General features: G+C 50.5%; 15 protein-coding genes and 2 pseudogenes. 11 read left to right on the top strand and 6 right to left on the bottom strand.

Annotation, left to right across the window (positions count from 1 at the left end; genetic code table 11):
- Positions 1-62: 62 nt before the first annotated feature.
- From MYS68_RS29745 to MYS68_RS29740, 3 genes and pseudogenes are all read left to right on the top strand, one after another.
- Positions 63-295 (top strand): annotated as a pseudogene (locus MYS68_RS29745) (TetR/AcrR family transcriptional regulator); the annotation flags it as partial.
- A 235-nt stretch (positions 296-530) separates the two neighbouring features.
- Positions 531-614, top strand: a pseudogene (locus MYS68_RS38955) (SDR family oxidoreductase); the annotation flags it as partial.
- A gap of 56 nt (positions 615-670) precedes the next feature.
- Complete coding sequence (locus tag MYS68_RS29740; RefSeq protein WP_248929271.1) at positions 671-1,705, top strand: zinc-binding alcohol dehydrogenase family protein; 1,035 nt, start codon at positions 671-673, stop codon at positions 1,703-1,705.
- Between the two features lie 507 nt (positions 1,706-2,212).
- Here the strand turns inward: MYS68_RS29740 and MYS68_RS29735 are convergent.
- Entirely contained in the window at positions 2,213-2,617 is a 405-nt protein-coding gene (locus MYS68_RS29735) for a VOC family protein (protein ID WP_248929270.1), read from the bottom strand.
- A 375-nt stretch (positions 2,618-2,992) separates the two neighbouring features.
- Between MYS68_RS29735 and MYS68_RS29730 the strand changes: the two genes are divergently transcribed.
- The gene (locus tag MYS68_RS29730) at positions 2,993-3,580 is read left to right on the top strand and encodes a TetR/AcrR family transcriptional regulator (RefSeq protein WP_248929269.1); all 588 of its coding nucleotides are present in this window, start codon (positions 2,993-2,995) and stop codon (positions 3,578-3,580) included.
- Between the two features lie 348 nt (positions 3,581-3,928).
- Here MYS68_RS29730 and MYS68_RS29725 read toward each other — a convergent pair whose 3' ends face one another.
- The 5 genes from MYS68_RS29725 to MYS68_RS29705 form a co-directional block, all read right to left on the bottom strand.
- Positions 3,929-4,801, bottom strand: a complete 873-nt coding sequence (locus MYS68_RS29725) for an SDR family oxidoreductase (protein WP_248929268.1) — start codon at positions 4,799-4,801, stop codon at positions 3,929-3,931.
- Between the two features lie 150 nt (positions 4,802-4,951).
- On the bottom strand, positions 4,952-5,806 hold the full coding sequence (locus MYS68_RS29720; RefSeq protein WP_248929267.1) for a helix-turn-helix transcriptional regulator: 855 nt from the start codon (positions 5,804-5,806) through the stop codon (positions 4,952-4,954).
- 1,079 nt (positions 5,807-6,885) lie between these two features.
- Positions 6,886-11,508 (bottom strand): Ig-like domain-containing protein, encoded by a 4,623-nt coding sequence (locus tag MYS68_RS29715; RefSeq protein WP_248929266.1) that lies wholly within the window; start codon positions 11,506-11,508, stop codon positions 6,886-6,888.
- Between the two features lie 13 nt (positions 11,509-11,521).
- The gene (locus MYS68_RS29710; RefSeq protein ID WP_248929265.1) at positions 11,522-11,872 is read right to left on the bottom strand and encodes a hypothetical protein; all 351 of its coding nucleotides are present in this window, start codon (positions 11,870-11,872) and stop codon (positions 11,522-11,524) included.
- A 502-nt stretch (positions 11,873-12,374) separates the two neighbouring features.
- Positions 12,375-12,836, bottom strand: coding sequence for a MarR family winged helix-turn-helix transcriptional regulator (locus MYS68_RS29705; RefSeq protein ID WP_248929264.1), 462 nt, complete (start codon positions 12,834-12,836; stop codon positions 12,375-12,377).
- Positions 12,837-12,960: 124 nt separating this feature from the next.
- Between MYS68_RS29705 and MYS68_RS29700 the strand changes: the two genes are divergently transcribed.
- The 7 genes from MYS68_RS29700 to MYS68_RS29670 all read left to right on the top strand — a co-directional run bounded on the left by MYS68_RS29700 (position 12,961) and on the right by MYS68_RS29670 (position 22,005).
- Complete coding sequence (locus tag MYS68_RS29700; RefSeq protein WP_248929263.1) at positions 12,961-13,713, top strand: SDR family oxidoreductase; 753 nt, start codon at positions 12,961-12,963, stop codon at positions 13,711-13,713.
- Between the two features lie 112 nt (positions 13,714-13,825).
- The gene (locus MYS68_RS29695) at positions 13,826-14,746 is read left to right on the top strand and encodes an alpha/beta hydrolase family protein (RefSeq protein ID WP_248929262.1); all 921 of its coding nucleotides are present in this window, start codon (positions 13,826-13,828) and stop codon (positions 14,744-14,746) included.
- Between the two features lie 224 nt (positions 14,747-14,970).
- Positions 14,971-16,002: a helix-turn-helix transcriptional regulator gene (locus tag MYS68_RS29690; RefSeq protein WP_248929261.1), complete on the top strand. Its 1,032-nt coding sequence runs from the start codon at positions 14,971-14,973 to the stop codon at positions 16,000-16,002.
- A gap of 214 nt (positions 16,003-16,216) precedes the next feature.
- Positions 16,217-17,011, top strand: coding sequence for an SDR family NAD(P)-dependent oxidoreductase (locus tag MYS68_RS29685; protein ID WP_248929260.1), 795 nt, complete (start codon positions 16,217-16,219; stop codon positions 17,009-17,011).
- A gap of 267 nt (positions 17,012-17,278) precedes the next feature.
- Positions 17,279-18,925 (top strand): IS1634 family transposase, encoded by a 1,647-nt coding sequence (locus tag MYS68_RS29680; protein ID WP_248924599.1) that lies wholly within the window; start codon positions 17,279-17,281, stop codon positions 18,923-18,925.
- A 249-nt stretch (positions 18,926-19,174) separates the two neighbouring features.
- Positions 19,175-21,346: a GAF domain-containing sensor histidine kinase gene (locus MYS68_RS29675; RefSeq protein ID WP_248929259.1), complete on the top strand. Its 2,172-nt coding sequence runs from the start codon at positions 19,175-19,177 to the stop codon at positions 21,344-21,346.
- 29 nt (positions 21,347-21,375) lie between these two features.
- Positions 21,376-22,005, top strand: coding sequence for a response regulator (locus MYS68_RS29670; protein WP_248931053.1), 630 nt, complete (start codon positions 21,376-21,378; stop codon positions 22,003-22,005).
- The last annotated feature ends 62 nt before the right edge of the window (positions 22,006-22,067 follow it).

Raw genomic sequence — 22,067 nt, 5'->3', positions numbered from 1 at the left:
TCATAAATAATACTTTACCGATCGTTCTCAATATGCTATATTGAACATGGGAGGGAAAGAGAATGGCGAGAAGCAAGGAGTTTGATGAGAACGCGGTATTGGATAAAGCGATGAGGCTCTTTAGGGAACAAGGTTACGAGAAGACATCCATGACCTATCTGGTCAAGCACATGGGAATCGATCGAAGAAGCTTGTATGACACACATTTGGCGACAAACATACGTTGTTTCTAAAAGCGATGGAGCGTTTCGGCGAGAAAAAAATCAACGCCGCGCTTGAAACCGGAGTTAATAAATTTTTCCCTAATTAGAACGATCATTCTCGAAACCAAACCCCTTTTCCCTAAAGTTATATCTCTCCCTCGCGATCATTTTTTTACATATTTAAGAATGGTCGTTCTCAAATGTGGATGGAAGCATATAACAAGGAGGAACAAGTCCATGTCAATCAAGGTCGCGCTTGTAACCGGAGCAAATAAAGGGATCGGTTTCGAAGTTGCCAGGGAATAACTGTATTAATGGGCGCGCACGAAAACAGCGGTTCGATTAGCTACCTTGCCTAATGACGGTCCGACGGGCGGATTCTTCTATATGGATAATCAGCTTCCATGGTAACAACGGCTTAGATTAACGGTAGATAAAAAAACAGGCTATGAAAGGATGGAAAGACCATGTCAAACCAAAAGATGATGAGAGCCATTGGATTCTATAAACCAGGGGTAGGAGTACCAGCATTTGAGGAGGTCGAAGTTGAGAGACCGAAAGCGTCAGGTAGGGATTTGCTCGTAGAAGTGAGGGCGGTATCTGTCAATCCAACGGATTGGCGGTCGCACATGGCTAAAAATCCTGATGATTCTTCACTAACGATAGCAGGTCGAGACGTAGCCGGTGTAGTGGTCGAAACGGGACCGAATTGCCACCTATTCAAGGTTGGTGATGAAGTTTATTATTCTGGCAGCAACATTCGCCCAGGCGGTTTCAGTGAGTTTCACCTGGTCGATGAACGAATCGTCGGCAGAAAACCGCAAAGTCTCGATTACGCAGAGGCAGCGGCACTGCCGTTAACAACGATCACAGCGTGGGAAGCTTTATATGACCGCTTGGGAATATCCAAGAATCCATCAGATAATGAGGGGAAAAGTATTTTGATTATCGGGGCCGCGGGGGGCGTCGGATCAATCGCTACTCAACTGGCCAAGCTTGCCGGACTTCAGGTCATCGCTACAGCCTCACGTCCCGAATCGATTGAATGGACCAAAGAAAACGGTGCCGATCATGTTATCGATCATCGTCAACCGTTTGAACCTCAGCTAAAGGAGCTTGGCCTGCGTGGCGTTAAGTATATTTTTGTATTAAATAGTCCGGATCAGCATTTGAATGAGATAAAGAAAGTGATTTTGCCGCAAGGAAAAATCTGCTCGGTCTTGCCATTCGAACAGCCGGTCGATTTTGGCGCTTTCTTTGTAAAAAGCGTGACATTTGTTTGGGAATTGATGTTCACCCGTTCCATGTTTCAGACGGACGATATGATTGAGCAGCATCGGTTGCTTAATGAGGTGTCTCATTTGGTGGATTCGGGGAAAATACGGACAACATTAAAAGAGCGTTTGACACCCATTAATTCTGATAACATGAAGGAAGCATTTCGAAAAAGTTTGACCGGCAGTATGCTCGGCAAAATCGTATTGGAAGGATTTGAAAAATAACATCCCATTCTTATTAATTGAAAAAAAAAAGCAATTTAAACTCTAATTTTATAGACATGAAGGAGCAAGGTGGCGAGAGTTATTAAGAGGCGTCACCTTTTTCTATTTCTCCGTTACGCTTAGCCAAAGTACTTACTGCTATTGGGAGCCTTCGTAGTTATGTCGGTTATGCTGGACTGTATCATAAGTGACGCAAATTTCTTACCTGAACAGCGCAGGTCGCATGGAATTTTGCCCCCGGAGAGGGAGGGGCGTGGTGAGGCCACCCATAGAAAAACCGCACGGGTGACCTTTTCGGCGTGATTTAACAGGACACCATTTCATATGCTACCCTCATTGACCACGCCTCTCCGACGCCCTGATTGCAATCGTGGTCGCAGCCGATGACCGACCTGAGCCACACCGGCTCATCACGACGCCAGCATCTGGTTGCACCACGCCCGGTGGCGGGAAGGAGAGTTCCGGGTGCGAACCCCATTAGTACTCTTAGCGTAGGAACACTACACGTCAAGGCCTGCCGCTGAACCGCTCGAGCGCTTCCTCGGTAACCGGCGTGAAGAGGTTGACGAGGTTGCCGTCGGGGTCGCGAAACAGTACAGAGCGGTTCCCCCATGGCATGGTGGTCGGTTCCTGTACCCACTCGTCGACAAGCGGCTTCAAGCGCATGTACTCGGCATCGACGTCGTGGACGCGAAACTCGATGATGACGGTGTGGTTGTCGGCCGCGCGAGCGGAACCGGCGCCGAACAGTTGCACCGTCTGGGAGTGGCCGATCGCCAGGGTGCACGACGGCAGGACGAACTCAGCGAAGACAGGCGCGGGGCGCTTCGCTGAAACACCAGTGACTTTCTCATAAAACACGACGAGTCGATCCAAATCGTCGGTAATAATGCGCACAGAAGCGAAATTCATGAGACATTGTCCTTTCAATAACGGAATGTTATGCTACGATACCGTATCGTATCATATTCGCCTGAAAAATACAAGTGACCGTACGGCTAACAAAAATGGTGTTCGAAATTGATTCGTTGCCTCACTGAAGCCAACAAGGAGTGCTGTAATGGCAAACCGAAATTCCCGGCGTCTAAACCAGAAGGAAATGCCACTACCCGAACGTCAATCTGAGCGACGTGAACTCGCCTACCCGCAAAATCGTCTCAGGGACCTGGCGCGGTCGTGGACCCGGCGCCGAGGACGTTCCCATGGTATAATGTGAAGGAACTTTTATTTTTAGGCAACAAAATCCCGGTTTTAAGTACTTTATGTTGGAGGGAAGATGGTGAGACTATGTCTAAGAGATCTGAACGTGCACCGTCGACCAAGGTGAATAAACGCGTCGAGCGTTCACGACATACCGTCCTGACCACTGCGTTTGAACTGCTCAGCGAAGGCGGTGTGGCTAGCTTCACCGTTGATGAGGTAGCGCGTCGTTCCGGGGTTGCGAAGACGACCATCTACCGTCACTGGCCGACGCGGGAAGCACTGGTGATCGACGCCTGTTCACGGATGATTGCCGAGCAGGAAACGCCCGACACCGGCTCACTCGAAGGTGACGTCACGGCAATCCTGATGGAAATCGCGCAGCTGCTGCCGACGGCGAATTGGTCCTTCGTCCTGCCGTCAATCGTTGACACCGCCGAGCGTAATCCGGAGTTCGCGGAAGTCCACAGTCGGATTCAGCGCGGACACGCCGCACCCCTGCGTGAGGTCCTGCAGCGCGCGGTAAGCAGGGGCGAGCTATCGGCACACGCCGACGTGTCAACGATCGTCGCGGCCCTGCTGGGGCCACTCTTCTACCGCCGCTGGTTCTCACGCGAACCGATCGACGACCAGCTCGTAAAGGCGATCATCAAACGCGTACTCGCTTCACTTTAGTACGAGATGCCTGCAACTGCTTGGCCGGACATCGATGGCGGACCGGCGAATATCTATTTTGCGCGCCCACAAGCCTCGGCTTGACTCCTTCCGAAGCGTGGAGGGCGAAATCGTTCAAGCCCTCACTGAAGAGGAGGAGCGAAGCTTAAAGGAAATGCTGATCAAAATTAATGAACGCTTATAATTTCGATTGGAATATACCCCGACGGTCGCTTAGTTACGCTAATTGATTAACGGGATATGATAGCTCAGGCAAGCTTTAACCTCTAATGCTACCAAAAAGAAAGCTATCAATAAGCTTCAAGAAAAGTCAAGAAGCCACCCCAATCCCCGGAGTGGCTTCGATTTTTAAACCTGCTGAACCACATCATCTGCATCAGTGGAATAAGCCAGCTCTTTCTGCGCCTCCAAAGCGGCCAGTCTTTCCAGCAGGGCTGTCCGGATTTGCCCGTAAGCGTCACTGCCCAGCGCCATACGTAGTGGACCTTCTCCCTGATCGACACGGTGTATAATCTGCCGCGCCATTTTATCCGGATCGCCGACAACCATTTTATTGAACATGCTCATATCTATACCGGGCAGCTCGCCCTTCATCAGGCTGACAAATTGCCCTGCTTCCTTATCCCGATATACGTCCATCCGCTCTCCGAATACGGCGTTGCTTGTGATGAAATTTGTGCGTATTCCGCCGGGCTCCACGATGGTCGTTTTAATGTTAAACGGCGCGGCTTCCTTGGCGAGCGCTTCGAAGGCTCCTTCGACTGCCCATTTGGAAGAACAATACAACCCCATACCCGGAATAGAATAATGCCCCGCCATACTCGAAATCTGTACGATGTGCCCGCCGCCCTGTTTACGGAAAAAAGGCAGGACTGCACGCGCTGCGCGCAGTGAGCCAAGTACATTGGTCATGAACAGATGTTCGACTTGACTATCGCTTGCTTCCTCTACTGCACCATATAATCCATAGGCTGCGTTATTGACAAACACATCGATCGTGCCCAGTTCTCTAAATGCACGTTCCACCACTTCAGCAATTTGCTGCGGGTTGGTCAGATCCAAATGCGTCTGCCATAATCGGGAGCCATACTGTGCCTGAAGATCATCCAGCACACCCGGCTTGCGTACCGTTGCGGCTACGCGGTCCCCTCTTTCAAGCAACCGGCGAGTTATACGTGAAGCCAAGCCTCCTGACGCTCCTGTAATGAACCATGTTTGCATGTTAAACGCCCTCCAATCGTCGTATTCCTCTGTATCATACAAACAACTGGAGGGAGCTAACCACAGCACGTCTATACTATTAAAGGGAGTAATAGTTTAAAATCACACTGAACACCGACTCGACTCATTCCAGGTGTAACATAGATCGCTCTATGAAAGCAGCCTGTCCTGCTCCAGTATACGTAATAATGTCTCCTCCGTGCCTGAGCCGGGTACCGGGACAAAGAAACACCAGTGCAGGCTAGGGTCATTATCAACTGCAGCCGCGGAATGGATCGCGAATTCCATCTCTCGCCCGTCCGGAAGACGAAATAAAGCGGTTGTTACGCGTTTTTGCTTGATTTCGTAGAGCTCCCAGAAATGCACAAATTCCGCACTTTCCCGTTTCAAACGTTCGAATCGTTCCATATACAACGGGTTGTCCTTGTGGCGGTCGAAGCTTGCCCGCAGAACCGCTGCGGAGTAACGGGCAAAGCTTTCCCAATTCACCAGTCTTTTGCGGTAATCCGGCTTAAAAAAGATAACGTTCAACATATACCGTTCGTTTTCCGGCAGACTGCCGAAATCGGCTATGATCAATTCTGCTGCCCGATTCCAGGCGATCACATCCGTACCTTCATCTGTAATAAAAGAAGGATAGTGCAATTGATCGACAATTTTTTGCAAAAATCCGGTATCCGACTCTCCGCTACTCGGCAAGTTACCGGCGTTCGCCGGGTCTACATTGGCCAGATCGAACAGATGCTTCTTCTCATCTTCGTCAAGCTGCAGCGCATGGCTGATATTGAGCAGCACTTCCGGTGAAGGATTAACCTCTCTGCCTTGCTCCAGCCAGGTATAGTAAGTCACACTCATATTGGCAAGATAAGAGACTTCTTCTCTTCGAAGCCCCGGGGTGCGCCTTCGTCCGGGCAGCGGCTGTATCCCCGCCTCTGAAGGCTGCAGCCGTTCCCTGCGCGATTTGATGAACTCGCCCAATGCGGAAGAAGAACGATTCGTTTTCATATTTGTCACCTTCCTTGCGTTTCCAGGTAGGCCGCCAATGCAGAGAATGTATATCACTATTCTCAAAGATCACTGTATAAAACAGCCATATAAGAACATTGTAATCTCTGCAACCTGTAGATTTCCACCTCCGCAATTGAATGGATAAACCAAAAAGACGTTAATCGAAGCGCTGTTCGATTCGGAACAGGCCGCCCGGCTAACGTCTCATGCAAAACTGACGTCCGAATTAATACCTCAACATGACTTGCGATCCTTCAACAGCACCCGGTTAAACTTGCAGCAAATAATCAGCATCACGATGTCGTACGCCAAAAATAAATAAAAGCACCACATACTAAAGTAAACCACCGAATAAACCGCGATGAGCCTCGCAGCAAAAGAATACACCACCTCTTGGATAGCCAGAAGTAAACCAGGCAATGCAACGCCGGTATAGGCTGGACGCCACCAAATCAGCTTATAGATCCCTATGGCTAAAAACCATATTCTATGCAGACAAACATAGCGGTAAGAAGCAGTATCCACCCGAAGCGGAGTTGAAATGCCGCTATGAAAAACGCTGCCGACGAGACATAGTAAACTTGGGATAAATATGCTCCTAAGGATATATCGTAATAAGGTTTCATCAATACGCCCGGGAAGTATTCGTAGCTATGAAACCAGTGTAAAATCACATTTTCGAAATAAGATGCAATGGCGCTCAGTCCCAGATACAAAGGCAATAGCTTTATGTTTTTTTCTTGTAAAACGTAAAAACGAGTAGAAACAGGCTTAGCACGGCCAAATATCAAAAACCAGACGGCATTTCCCATTTGTATGGGTACTTTGAGCTGAAGCGTCCGTGGAAGCAGCCGGAGTCTCCCCTTTGGTAAATTTAGCTACCCCTATTATGATTGTTTTTCCGATCAGGTATACCAAACAAGGAAGCCACCCCGTAGAAGGTGACCACCTTTGGAAAATCGAAGTGAAGTCGATTGAGCGGGCGGGAATTCGGACTTGAACGCATGGAACATAACGCATAAAAAGGGACTGCCACCGAATCCTATTTCTACTCGGCGGCAGTCCTTGTTACTTGTTTACTTGGATTTTCTGTTATCGATCAGATTGGCTTGTATCAGCATCCGCTGTGCTATGGCTGCCGTCTCAGCCCGGGTGATCTCGCTGGCTGGTCTCAGTCCAGCTTCCCGGCCTTGGATCAATCCGCTCTTCACCGTAGCTGCGACTGCTGGCTTCGCCCATGCAGCTACCGATGCGCCGTCGGCAAACGGAGCAAGCGCAGATGTAACCTCTGTGCTGCTGACATTCGTTTCAAGTCCTGCCAGCTTCATCGCCCTTGCGATCATAGCCATCGCTTCTTCGCGCGAGATCGTCTTCGCCGGGCGGAACGCTCCGTCTTCGTAACCTTCAATGATGCCATACTCCTGTGCTTTCGCTACCGCTCCGACGAACCAGTCACCGGACTTCACATCGCTATAGTTCGTAGTTTTTCCGTTTTCAGGGAGACCTAACGCTCTCACGATAATGGCCGCGAACTCGGCACGCGTGATGGCCGCATTCGGGTTGTAATGAACCTCGTCGACGCCATTGACAATCAGCCGCGACGCCATGTCGTTCACGGAATCTTTCGACCAATGGCCTTCTACGTCTCCAAATGTCATCGGGTGCCAAATCAAGGTATACGTGCTATTCGTCAAACTGCTTACAATCGCATAGTATTTTCCATCGCGAAGCGTAATGTATGTCGGTACATGATATACCGTTCCGTCTTCCAAAAGCACGGTTGCCGTTGTAATCTTGCTCATGTCGATGTCGTCCGGCAATGGAATTTCACGTTGAACATATACGTTGAACTTGTCCACATCTACTGTATTGCCATTGTAGGAAGCCGTCACTGTGAAATCGACCGGCGGCACGACGACGCTGAACTTCCCTTTTTCCGCCGTGCTTGCCGCGAGTTTAACCTTCTCTTCGCCGCTTTTTGCGATGTCCACGTGAACGACGATGTTGGACAAATTCGCTTGCCCGCCTAGTTGCGACGACAAGCGGTCGATTGCAATTTGCGCCGCAGGCAGCTTATAGTTTCCGTTAGCCGTCTGCACTTCCAGAATCGCCCGTCTGTTTTCCATCGCTTTTACCGCGTCCCCTGTCAGCACCGCGGTCACTTTGTCCGCACTTACGCTCGCAACAGGAATGATGATGATCGGCTTGTCACCCTCTTGAGCAAGCTGCTCGGTCAGCTTGGCAGTGTCCACCGTGGCTGTCAACACGTTCTGTCCGTTCTCCTTCGTCATTGAACCGGTGGCAATTTGTTCATACTCTTTGCCATTCACAATTACCCGGAACCCTGTCGAATTATCCGACGCACCGCCATTGCTGCTGCCACCGCCGGTGGAGCCGCCTGTTGAACCTGAACCCGATGACGAACTGGAACTTGAGGAGCGCTTCGTTATGGTCAGTGTATACACGGTTTCCTTGCCGTTAGCCGTTACCTTAACAATAATCGTATTATTACGTCTGTCCAATGGTATGTTATTGCTTGCCATCCCGTTGCTTACATCCATCCAAGAACCATTATTTACCGAAATCTCAATCTTGGCGTTCGGATCAAGCGCAGCAATCGAGTCAAGCGTCGGTATGAGATATACGCTATTCGTTACCGTATTATTAACGAAATAGTTATACGAATTCCCGCTAAATGCCGGAGATAAGTCGATCGGCTTTTGATCCTGGCTATAAAGCTGCAAATTAGCCAGTGCGGAAATGTTCTCCGTACTAATCGTAATTTGCTTGGTTACGGTGTAAGGTTTGCCATTTTTCTCGGCAGTGACCTCAAAAGTATAACTTCCGTCAGCCAAGTCGTTTTTCGGCGCAAAGCTCCATGTACCATCCGGATTAACAGTAACGGTCGGGGTATCCACAATACGGCCATCTTTATCTTTTACTACTGCTGTAACGGTAGCCCCCGGATCGGTGGTTCCTTTAAATTCAGGCTTAGACTTGGTAACCGTTGAAACGCTTGGTTCGTTGATGATTAGCGTTGTGTCGGAAGCGGACACGGTCAATGCTTTAGTTATCTTGCTTGTTTTGCCATTCTTGGTGGCGGTGATTTCAAAAGTATAACTTCCGTCAGCCAAGTCTTTATCCGGTGTAAAACTCCATGTACCATCCGCATTAACGGTAACTGTTGGAGTACTCACGACACGACCGTCTTTATCTTTTACGATTACCGTAACGGTAGCCCCCAGATCTGTTGTTCCTTTAAATACAGGCTTGGACTCGGTAACGGTGGAGCCGCTAGGTTCATTGATGATTAGCGTTGTGTCTGAAGCAGAAACGGTTAATGCTTTTGTTTTCTTCGTTGTCTTTCCATATTTCTCGGCAGTGATCTCAAAAGTATAATCACCATCAGGCAAGTTGGTTTCCGGCGTAAAGCTCCATGCACCATACGTATTCACAGTAACTGTTGGCGTACTCACGACACGACCATCTTTATCTTTTACGATTGCCGTAACGGTAGCCCCCGGATCCGTTGTTCCTTTAAATACAGGCTTGGGCTCGTTGACGGTAGAACCACTTGGTTCATTGATGATTAGCGTTATGTCTGAAGCAGAAACGGTTAGTGCTTTTGTTTTCTTCGTAGTCTTGCCATATTTCTCGGCAGTGATCTCAAAAGTATAATCGCCATCAGGCAAGTTGGTTTCCGGTGTAAAGCTCCAAGTACCATAGACACTGACAGTAACTGTTGGTATGCCCACGACACGACCATCTTTATCTTTAACTGTGACCGTAACGGTAGCGCCCGGATCCGTTGTTCCTTTAAATACAGGCTTGGACTCGGTAACGATTGAACCACTTGGTTCATTGATGATTAGTGCTGTGTCTGAAGTAGAAACGGTCAATGCTTTTGCTTTCTTTGCCGTCTTGCCGTTTTGCTCGGCAGTAACTTCAAAAGTATAATCGCCGTCAGGCAAGTCGTTTTGCGGTGTAAAGCTCCAAGTACCATACACACTAACGGTAACTGTTGGAGTACCCACGGCACGACCGTCTTTATCTTTAACTATGACTGTAACGGTAGACCCGGGTTCGGTTGTTCCTTTTATCTCCGGTTTATGGATATTTACTGTATTGCCGCTTGGTTCGGTGATTTTTAAGCTGGTAAAAAACGGGTCTTCTGCAGTTTGCGAGAAGTTATCTACTGCATTATCGTTGGTACCTTTTAAATTTGCATTCGTTTTATCGTACTGGACCGTCGGAATCTGGCTGCTGTTCAAATCCGTGTTGTTCGGCAACTTAATGGTTACAATTTTTGGATCCGTTGTATCGACAGTGACAGCTTCAATCGGAATTACTTGACCACCTACGTTGACCGTAAATCCGTCTTTTGAGTCTACTGCCGTTAATTTAACCGGATAATCAAATGTTAGCGTGATTGTTTTGGCAGAAGCATCAAAGCTTGTCGTTTCCAATGTCGGAACTTGTAATTTCAAACCATTCTTTGCGGTTGTCAGTGCTTCGATTGCCTGATCGACTTGTTCCTGTGTAGCCGCACTGTCCATCAGCACATTGTTGGCGTTCGTTATCGCCGTTTGGAGCGCATTCCAGCTGTCAGGGGTGTATTGGTCTTCTTCGTAAACAGGAAGCCCATCAATCAATGCTTTCAAATCTTCCTTGTATACCTTGGCAAACGTGAAGTATTTTAAATTATTGCTATTGATCGTGACATAATAGCTGTTGTTGTTGATGGTTAACCGGTTTGATGCGCTAGGTTGATTGAATGTCACCCCGTCTTCACTTGTCAGCAGGTAGTAATTTTCGACAGGTGCTGCAGGGTCTTTCATAAACTGCAAGTTTAAGGTTACATTGTGTTCTGTGTTGTCCTTCCAATTCGCGCTGGCTTCAACCTTAAACACTCGGTCCATTCTCTTCAACAGATGTCCGGTTCCAGGTTCTTGATTGGTTTTATATACAAAATCGGTTACCGCATTATTATCACTGAACGTAAAAAAGGATTTATCGACGTTCATCACAGCCGGATTCTGTTCGCTTGTTGTTTCAAAATGATCACCCAGTGCGATCGCTACCAAGGCTCCATCTTCTTCAGACTTGGACTGTCTTTGGTCCAGGGCGCCATCTTTACCTATCCCGGTAATCCGGTAACCATAACCCGTGTTGTTAGCCGCAGTCCACATTGGTGTACCATCGCTGGCCACATAATCAATTGGGGCACCACTCGCGTTTGTCAATGTGAGTCCATATTTAAACGCAAGGTAGCTGTTCACTTTTAGCCGTTCATCATCGTTCAGCTTGCTGTTAAAAACAAGAACCTCCGCAACATGCCCATTGGGCATGGGTCTATTATGAGCCCCCCCGATATAATGATTAGAAGTGGTGATGGACTTCCATTGTACTGTGTTCGTTGGTTCCTGCTTCTCCTGAATACCATTTATAGAGAGGCTCCAATCGTTAGTAGCGCTCCAAATATTCAAAATATGAGGTCTCTTTAAATCCTTAGTTGGTGTAAATGATTTCGCAGTATCAGTACCAAAATCAGCAGTAATGTTTGTATTGGCATAATTCGTACTAGACGAAGCAGCTCCTCCAAGTTCCCACGGGAATCCGCTTGTTCCTGCGATTTGTACGGAAAAAACTTCCCTGGCGCCGGATGAAGGAGTAGAGAGCGGCGAATTGGTATTGAACATGACTCTCGATCCGCTATTGGGGACCGTCACATAATGATAGTTGATTAATTTTTTTCCTAAGTTGGAAAGTAGTTGTCCGCTTGAAGCTGCTGTACTTATAAATAGTCCACGCTCTCGCACTATCTGCTAAATCTTGTACTTTGGTGATATACTGAGTATCATTCGCTCCTCCTTCCTTCCAACCTCTGGTTAGCTCGAACCACGAGATTAAATCGGTACTTACACCGCCTGGAGCCGGAGCCGAAGGAGCCGCTTTCGCTTCCTGCTCAGCAAACGGCACAGGAAAGCCGCCCACAACCAGGAAGCATACAAGCAGTTTGACCAACTGCTTCTTCCAAACATTTTTGCTGCTTAGTGCCAACACAGTCTCTCAACTCCTATTCTCTTTTCTCATAAGTCTCAGGATGAGTCTGAACCTGTCCACTCAACCTGTACAAATAATATACTTCTCGGGTTCACAACATACGTTCTAAGGAACTTGACATCGTTCCAGCCGCCCACCGGGAAAGAGGACATTCTCGTCATTACAATAGGACTGGATTACCTGCAGCCATATCCTTATGTTTCGTTTGTCGAAACTGAGAAGATTTTCCTATTTAGTTTAAGTGAAAATGAATAATTCGACAAGTCTTGGAAAATATATTTGTTTGAAAAATTTCCAGTTGTATACTGTAGATTTCCACTTGTCCCCATTTGAATGGGTAAACAAAAAGACGTTATTGGAAGGCTGTTCGATTCGGAACAGGCTATCCGGTTAACGTCGCTGGACTCATTTAATTCTGCTGTGTTTTGCTTGCGGAAAGCAAAGGCCCCCTCCGTCGTTTTGTCGGAAGGGGCTAATTCCTTATCGTTCGGGGGAAACGTGATCAAGGTGGCGGGGCTTTACAAGACCTTGGATTTGTTCTTTCCGCGAGCCTAGTAATCGACTCAATGTCTTGATCGGTTAATTGATCAAAGAAATGTTTGCGTATTGCCTTTGAGACGATGGGACGGGCGTCATCCAATGCTGATTTTCCAGCGGGAGTGATGATGACTTGAACACCACGATCTGCGTCCAACGGCTTCCTCATCACAAGTCCACGTTTTTCCATCCGCGTCAGATGATGCGACAATCGGCTCTTATCCCAGTCCATCGAGTCGGCTAATTGCTGTTGGCGAAGGCTGCCGTTCCCCAGAAGGTCTAACCGATCCAATACTCCATAATCACCCTCTGAGAGTCCTGTGTGCTCCGACATATCTTTAACTACGCGGCCGAAGATGGTCTGGAAGGAGCCTTTCCACATATGCCATATTCGCATTTCCTCTTCATTTAGCTCGTTCTTATCCATATGAACATAATAACATGGTTGACGCGTCAACCGCAATATGTTACAGTAGTTCCTAGGTTGACACATCAACCAGTGGTGATATTACATAAGGTCGCACTTCGATGCAGGAAAGGAGACTATTGCTATGCAGGATAAACCCGTCGCCCTGGTCACCGGGGCCAATAAGGGAATCGGTCTTCAAATCGCCAAGGATCTCGCGGCGCACGGCTTCACCGTGCTTGTCGGATCGCGCAGCCTCGAGAAAGGGGAGCAGGCCGCAAAGAGCGTCGGCGCGGATGCCCGCGCACTTCAGCTCGACGTCACGAATCAAGCCTCCATCGCCGCCGCGGCAGAGCGCATTCGTAACGAGCTTGGCCGTCTCGACGTGCTCGTGAACAACGCGGGCATATCGCACGCGGGCACGCCGGGCACGCCGCTCGAGGCGATCGCAAATTCGGGCCGCCCGAGCGTCGCGTCTCCGGGCGAGGTGCGCGCGGTGTTCGAGACGAACGTATTCGGCGTGATCGCCGTCACGCAAGCGATGCTGCCGCTGCTTCGTGAAGCGCCGGCGGGACGCATCGTCAACGTCTCGAGCAGCTCCGGTTCGCTGACGATTAATTCGGACCCGAACTTTCCGCATCGATCCGTGTTCGGCGCCGTTTACAGCCCGTCGAAGACTGCCCTCAATGCGATCACACTCGCCTTCGCCATCGAACTCGAGTCGACAGGCATCAAGGTCAACGCTGCGTGCCCAGGCTTTACAGGGACGGACCTCAACAACTTCGCGGGCACGCGCACCGTCCAAGAGGCCGCACGTGAACCCGTGCGCCTCGCGCTCCTCGATGCGAACGGTCCGACGGGCACGTTTTCAAACGAGGACGGCCCGCTCCCGTGGTGATGCAGCCTCGAGCGCGTGATCGAAGGCTATCGGTTTATTTCAGGAACCTGCTTGACCGCTTTCTTCCAGAAACGGTTTGGCCAAACTTCTTCCAAGAAAGGAACATTTATTTATGGAAATTAAGGTTAGTACGTCCACTCCGGTCGTCTCGGTGAAACCGGTAGTGCTGTCGGCCCCGGGCCGGGGTGAGGATCTGCAAGTGCGGGTGTCTGCGCCTACGGTTGGGCGCGAATTGCCTATTATTGTTTTTTCGCATGGCTTTGGCTGGTCGTTGGACGGCTACGCCCCATTGGCTGACTTCTGGGCTGCTCACGGCTTCGTGGTCATTCAACCCACCCATCTTGACTCGAGGACGCTGAACCTTCCTCCTGAAGATCCCCGTACACCGCTGATCTGGCGTTTCCGGGTCGAAGACTTGAAGCGCATCCTCGATCAGCTTGATCTTATTGAAGCTTCCGTCCCCGGCCTCAGCGGGCGCCTCGATCGAAGCCGCATCGCTGCAGCCGGACACTCCTGGGGAGGCCAGACGGTGAGCATGCTGCTAGGCGCGCGAGTCCTCGATGTCCACGGCGAACCGGGAGAGGACATGTCCGACTCGCGGATCAAGGCGGGCGTGCTGCTCGCCACGACCGGCAAAGGTGGAGCTGACTTGAGTCCGTTCGCGGCCGAGCACTTCCCCTTCATGAACCCTAGCTTCGCGGACATGAGCACGCCGACCCTTGTGGTAGCGGGAGACCATGACCAGTCCCGGCTGTCCACTCGGGGGCCGGACTGGTTCACCGACCCGTATTTCCTGAGTCCGGGCAGCAAGAGCCTGCTCACCCTTTTCGGGGCCGAGCACTCGCTCGGCGGAATCCCCGGGTACAACGTCGCGGAAACGACGGACGAGAACCCCGAACGGGTCGCCCTGCTCCAGCGGGTCACGTGGGCTTACCTTCGCAACGCGCTCGACCTCGACGATTCCAGCTGGACGGCAGCCCGCGCGGCATTGGAAGGGAACGCCAACCCTCTAGGTCGCATCGAGTCCAAGTAAGGGCCTGATGGGTGCAATGAAAATAACGAAGGGGCTGCCGCGGCAGCTCCTTTTGCAATTTTCACCAATCCGGTCACGAGCTTTAATATGATAAAATGAAATCAACCAAGCGACGATTCTTTGAAGATAAACGGTAATTTGGCAGATATGGACAAGTTGGAACAGAGGTCGCCCGAAACGGCGGGTTGATCGGCCCTGCCATCGTATAAAGGAGGCCCGTATACATGAAGTCCCATCCCTCTGACAATATTAAAATCCCACCGGGATTTTGGGCAGGATTGCATCAATTAGGGATTGCCCCCCATGACGTAGCTCGGAAAGCCCGATTGCCGCTCACCATTATCACGGAACCGGCAGTCACCACCGCCCAATATTTTGCGATCTGGCAGGCTTATTCCGATCTCGTGGGGGACACGGCGGAAGGAATCGTTAAGCTTGCGACCGCCTTTGAAACAGCGAAGTACCCGCCGACCGTCTTGGCGACGTACCACGCTCGCGACTACCGTGACGCTCTAAACCGAATGGCCCGGTATAAACAAATGTGCCCTCCCGAAAGCTTACGTATCACCGAGGAGGGCGGGCACTGTACAATCGAACTGGAATGGCTGCACACGGAGCAGCCCGGCCCGCCGATGCTGGTTGGCATCACGCTGGCGTGTCTTCTGGAGCTTGGGCGGCGGGGCACAGGTCAGCCTTTGACGGCGCGGCTCGTCGAATTTTCTCATCCGATGGGTGATGTACAGACTCTTGAAGGGTACTTCGGCTGCCGTATCCGGATCGGAGCAAAAAGCAACCGATTGACGCTGCATCGAAGGGATCTGGATCGCCCCTTTGTCTCGTACAACGAAGAGCTGCTGGAGATCCTGACTCCCGCTCTGGACCGATCGCTCCATGAACAGCAGTGCAGCCGCTCTATCCCCGATGCGGTCAAATGGATCCTGAAGCGCAGCCTCACAGGAGGGCGTCCTGACATTCAGGCTGTCGCGAAGGAGCTCGGTATGAGCGATCGTACCTTGCAGCGCCGGCTTACTGACGAAAACACGAGCTTCCAGCATCTGCTGACACAAGCCAGGCATGAGCAGGCACGAGAATACATGGCAGACCCCTCGCTCGATATTAAGGAAGTGGCTTTTTTGCTTGGATATGAAGACCAGAACTCGTTCTATCGCGCCTTCCGTCTTTGGGAAGGGGATACTCCTTCCAATTGGCGCATGGAACATTTAGGAAAACAAGCGAGTCTCAGAAAGAACGGCTAAGAATACCGATTATTCATCCTTAAAAATCCTGATCTAATCCAATTCCGCAGAGAATCCCTGACCGAGTTCTATCTCTTGGCGCGTCAAACAAGAACTTTGGCGCAGCATGCTAGTTACGGAGCCGTCCGGACCAAGTAGTATAGTCTGTATCGGAGCACATCGTTTTGAAGTGCTGACGATGACAAGCTGACTTTGTCTTAGGGAGAAATGGATCATGGATATGGGATTACACAATAAAACAGCTTTGGTTACAGGATCAACGAAAGGTATAGGCAAAGCGATTGCCATTGAGCTGGCTAAAGAAGGTGTAAATGTTCTCGTTAATGGACGAAACGACGAAGAGGTCGAGCGAGTTGTAAATGAAATCAAGACCGATTTCCCGGCAACCTCTCCTCAAAATGCTGCAGCCGATCTTGTGGATATGAAGCAAAGAGAAGCTTTATTCGAAAAATACCCCCAAATCGATATTTTAGTTAACAACATGGGGATTTATGAAATAATGCAGTATGAGGATGTTGACGATGAAGTATGGGAAAAATACTTCCGTACAAACGTTCTTGCCGCAAACGGATTGTGTAAATTTTATTTGCCTCACATGTTGAAAAACGATGATGGCCGCATTATCTTCATCGCGAGTGAAGAAGCCGTTATGCCTTCGGGGCTAATGCCCCAGTATTGCATGACAAAGACAATGCTTTTATCGTTGGCAAAAAGCTTGTCCAAACTAACAAGAGGAACGGAAGTTACGGTCAATACGATCATGCCGGGACCAACGCTCTCTGAAAATGTGCAGCAAATCATCGAGGGGATGTACCCTGATGAAAATATGGCTTTTTCAGAAAAAGAGAACAAATTTATGGCTGCAAACCTGCCCCAATCGGAAATACAGCGCTTTATCAAGCCGATTGAAATAGGCAGATTGGCTGCATTTGTGTGCAGTCCTTATGCGTCCGCATTTAAAGGTTCTCCCATCCGTATGGATGGGGGACTGGTGCCGACTATTTTTTAACATAAACAAGATCGAATATGTTTAGCCGCTGCCCCTTCTGCGACCGATGCAGAAGGGGCTTTGCACCCGGGTTCGACAGTAACCCTCGAAAAGTAGGCACCCTTTTGGGTGCTGTGGACAACTGAAATCCAGATTTGACGCGGCTTTTCGGACTTTTCCACAGGCACTACGACGCGAAAAAATCCAAAAAACTGTAGGCACTAAATTTTTGTGGATAATTAGATATTTTTGTTGCATTTCTTGTAGTATATATTATATCCTGTAGATATGTATATACGAACAATCTCTCGTAAAAATAAAAACGGTTCGATCACCCGTTACGTACAGCTCGCCCATAATGAGCGAAATCCTGTGACCGGAACTCCACAAGCGAAAGTCCTGTACCATTTCGGCCGCGCTGACGAACTGGACATGGAGGGCTTGAAACGTCTTGCCGCCAGCATCCACCGTTTTATTGGCGAGCCGCAAGCGCCCTCTCCATCTTCAGCGCAACCCGCTTCGGTTACGCTCCTTAGCAGTCGTTCGCTGGGCGGCGTATGGCTGCTCGATCAACTTTGGAAGAAGCTTGGTATCGGCGAAGCGATTACACGACGACTTGCCGACCGGGAATACCGCATGCCGGTTGAACGCGCCATCTTTGCCATGGTGGCCAATCGGGCGCTGGCACCAAGCAGCAAGCTGGCGATTGAAGATTGGGTGGATCGTGAAGTGGTCATCCCGGACCTTCCGGCGTTTGACGTGCAGCATGGCTACCGGGCAATGGATTTTCTGCTCACGTCGGAAGAAAGCATCCAGCGTGAAGTGTTCCATACGGTAGCGGATTTGCTGAATCTGGAAGTCGATCTGCTGTTCTTCGACACGACCTCCACGTATTTTGAGACGGAAGAGGACGACGAAGACGATTTTCGCAAAACCGGTTATTCGAAAGACCATCGCCCCGACCTTCCGCAGGTGGTCATCGGTTTTGCTGTCACGCGTGAGGGCATCCCGATTCGTTGTTGGGTGTGGCCGGGCAATACGTCGGATATGAACGTTGTGCCGCAGGTGAAAAAGGATCTGATCGGGTGGAAACTCGGGCGTGTGATTACCGTCGTCGACCGCGGTTTCTCCTCCGAAGACAATCTGCGCGTACTGCAACAGAGCGGCGGCCACTACATTGCCGGGGAGAAGATGACGTCGGGCAAGCCGACCGTCGAAGCGGCACTCGCGCATCCGGGACGTTTCAAAACGATCCGAGACAACCTGGAGGTCAAGGAGATCGTCGTGGGGGATGGCGAAGCGCGCAAGCGATACGTGCTCGTTCGCAATCCGGAAGAAGCAAAGCGGGATGCCGCCCGGCGCGAAGCGCATCTGGAGCAGCTGCGCACGGAGCTTGCCCGGTTGAAGGAACTGGACGGCGAAGCGCATACCGGGGCACACTGCCGTCTACACAGCCATCCGACGTACAAACGGTATCTCAAGACCGACAAGCGCGGCAATCTGCGTATCGATCTGGCCGCCGTCAAAGCGATGGAGCATCTGGACGGCAAATACTTGCTGCGCACCTCTGACGACACCTTGTCCACGGAAGACGTGGCACTCGGGTACAAGCAATTGCTTCAGGTGGAAGCAGCGTTTCGGACACTCAAGCAATCGCTGGAACTGCGGCCGGTCTACCACCGGAAAGAAGAACGGATTCGCGCACATGTCCTGCTTTGCTGGCTGGCCTTGATGCTCATCCGGATTGCAGAAAACCAAACCGGTCAAACGTGGCGCGAGATTCGTTCGCTCATGCAGACGCTGCATCTGGTTGAGTACCGTTTGGATGGTGGAAAGCTGCGGCAACGGACGGAATTAACGGACGAACATCGGGCAATTGTTTCGGCCTTGCAAATCGCAGAACCCCAGCAAATATGGGATATTTCGCTCTCTTGACCCCCAAAAGATGTAGGCACCACACGTAGTTATCCACAACTGCCGCATCCCTTGTCCCGCTTGGGTTTGAGACGGATTGTGCATCTACCGACTGTCGAACCCGGGTTGCAAGTTCACGAGAAAATAGGGCAGGGAGACAGGGAAACTTCTCGGGAAATCCGGGAAGCCGCTGGGAAGTTGCGGATTCTCCGTATTCAGGCTGCAGGATGCTCGCTATAATAGAGATAATTTGAAATCGGAGGGGGTTTCATGCAGCAAACGCAGGATGGGCTTCCCGGTCGAACGAATGAACCTGCGGCCCGGACACTGCAAAAAAGGCTCCTTGTTTGCTTTCAGCTTTGGGCCGTCTTCTTCTCTCTGTTTACGGCAGTATCGTATTGCACAGGGATCCCCGAGTATTACCAAAAACTCATTTCCACTTGTATCGTAGACGGGTGCGGCACTTTTGTACCCGCAATGCCCCTTGAGAATGCAGGATCGGTTCACCTGACGCTGGAGACCTATGGAATCATTTTCGTGTGTATCGATGTTGTTTTTACGTTTGTTTATTATGCGGCTGCATTATTCCTTTTTTGGAAAGGGTTTCGCGAACCGATGGCCATTCTGGCCGCTTTGGCAATGGTTGCGTTCGGCACCTCATTTCCTTCGTTAACCTCCGTCGCTTTTCAAGGGAATGCCGCTCTGGAGTGGTGGTTTGCATTTGTATCGACGCTCGGCTGGATTGGATTATCGCTGTTGTTTCTGCTTTTTCCCAACGGTTCGTTTGTGCCCAGATGGACTGTAGTAGTTTTTGTCTTGATCCTGATCGTGGATATCGGCAGCTTCATCAATCGCAGAATGATATGGTACGAAATGAACGGTTCCGTTTACCTTATGGCCTTGTGGTATGTAGGCATGACGCTGGTACTGGTTTATTCGCAAATATTCCGGTATTTGAAAGTATCTTCGCGGGCGCAGCGCCAACAGACCAAATGGGTTGTATTCGGGCTCGCCGTCGGCATGACCGGGTTTATCGGAATGAGCATATTATTCGACCCCCGTTTGAATGACGGAAGCGCCCTGACTTACGTGTATCTCAATGCGATTCTTAATTTAAGCTTACTTGCCATTCCGGTAACTTTGACGATGGCGGTACTGAGGCACCGGTTGTGGGATATCGACCCGCTGGTCAAGAGAACATTGGTATACGGCGCTTTGTCTCTTTGTGTGGCTGCGATCTATATTTTTTCGGTCTATTACCTGGGCCGCTTATTTGAGACGAAAAATAATCTGTTTGTCTCTTTAACGTCGACGGCCATTGTGGCGGTCGCCTTCGCTCCGTTAAAGGAAAAGCTGCAGCGGCTCATTAACCGGATGCTGAAAGGCCGACACGACGATCCTTATGCGGTATTGCTGGAGCTCGGAAGCCAGCTTGTTCGGCCGATGGCCCCGGAGTCGATGCTGGAGGCGCTCGCTTCCACCATTAAAGAATCGCTGCGCCTGCCTTACGCCGGCATTGCGATCGGTGTTGGGGGACAAGACGCTTTTGTCGCTTCGTCCGGAGCGCCCCTTCATGAGGTGCTGTCGTTTCCCATTATCCACCGTGGGGAAAGACTCGGCACGCTCTATTTATCCAGCCGTTCCCCAGGAGAAGCTTTTTCGTCGGAGGATAACAAATTTCTGGATGTGCTCCTGCACCAAGCGGGCCCCATCGTTGAAAATGTGAATATGACATTAGGCATGAAGCTGCTGGCGAAGGATTTGCAGGAATCCCGGGAAAAGCTGGTTTTGGCCAGGGAGGAAGAGCATCGGCAAATTCGTAAAAATTTGCATGATGATTTGGCTCCACGCCTTGCCGCTTTGGCGCTCAATGCGGCCACGGCGGAGAAATACGTCGTGAAGAAACCCGATATTGCCATAGAGATGCTGGGCGATCTCAGGAAGATTATACGTTCGACCGTGGATGAAATTCGGACGCTCGTCCATGATTTGCGTCCGCCGTCGCTGGATGAACTCGGATTAATCAGCGCGATTCAAGAAAGAATCAGCGAGCTGAACAAGCCGGCGAGGCTGCTTGCGGATGAGCAGGGAACTGCGCCTATTCACATCCAACTGCATGAACCGCCGCCGCTTCCGGATTTACCGGCGGCGGTGGAGGTGGCTGCCTACCGTATCGTCACGGAATCTCTGGCTAACGTGGTGAAACACAGCCAGGCCACCGAGTGCTCGGTCAAGCTTTATGTGTCGTCTTCGAAGCAATTGGTCATAGAAGTGACAGATAACGGCAAAGGGCTTCATTCTTCTTACACGCAGTGGCTTCCGGGCAAAGGCGGTATCGGACTTCAATCGCTGCGGGAGAGGGCGGCGGAATTAGGCGGACAATGTTCGATAGAACAAGCGGAGCATGGCGGCACGCGGGTGCTGGCTATATTGCCGATTTAATTGAAGGGGGAGCATAGACGTTGAGAATTGTGATTGCAGAGGATCATCCGTTATTTCGCAGCGGCGTTCGCAATTTGCTGAGGACGACGGACGATCTTGAAGTCGTTGGGGAAGCGTCATCCGGAGAGGAAGCGGTCGCTCTTGTGGAGCGGCTGCAGCCCGATTTGGTGCTTATGGATATCCGCATGCCCGGTATGAATGGGATCGAAGCGACGCGATTGATCAAAGAAAAATATCCGGCGATCGAGGTTTTGATCTTGACGATGTTCAGAGACGACCAATCGGTTTTCACCGCCATGCGAGTAGGTGCGAAAGGGTACATCCTTAAGGATTCGGACGAGGATGAGCTGCTCAAATCCATCCGCATGGTAGGCAGCGGCGGAGCGGTATTTAGCGCGGATATTGCCGGCCGGATGATGCATTATTTTTCCCAGTCCCGTACTGTTCCCGCGGATAATCCCACCTTCTCGGAGCTCACCAAACGCGAGTTGGAGATTTTGGAGCGGATTGCGAAGGGTGACAGCAACGCCGAAATTGCCGCCCGACTGCAAATCAGTAACAAAACGGTAGCCAACTATGTCTCGAACATTCTTAACAAGCTGCAGGTTTCGGATCGCAATGCCGTGAAACGATTGGTTCAAAAAGCGCGTGAGGAATAGGCTCAGTGCACGGGCCTGATGTATCCTTACCATAAACCTCCCAACCCTCAAATCGAAAGTAG

The organism is Paenibacillus hamazuiensis, assembly GCF_023276405.1.
Classification (GTDB): domain Bacteria; phylum Bacillota; class Bacilli; order Paenibacillales; family NBRC-103111; genus Paenibacillus_AF; species Paenibacillus_AF hamazuiensis.
This window is presented reverse-complemented; position numbering and strand designations above follow the sequence as displayed.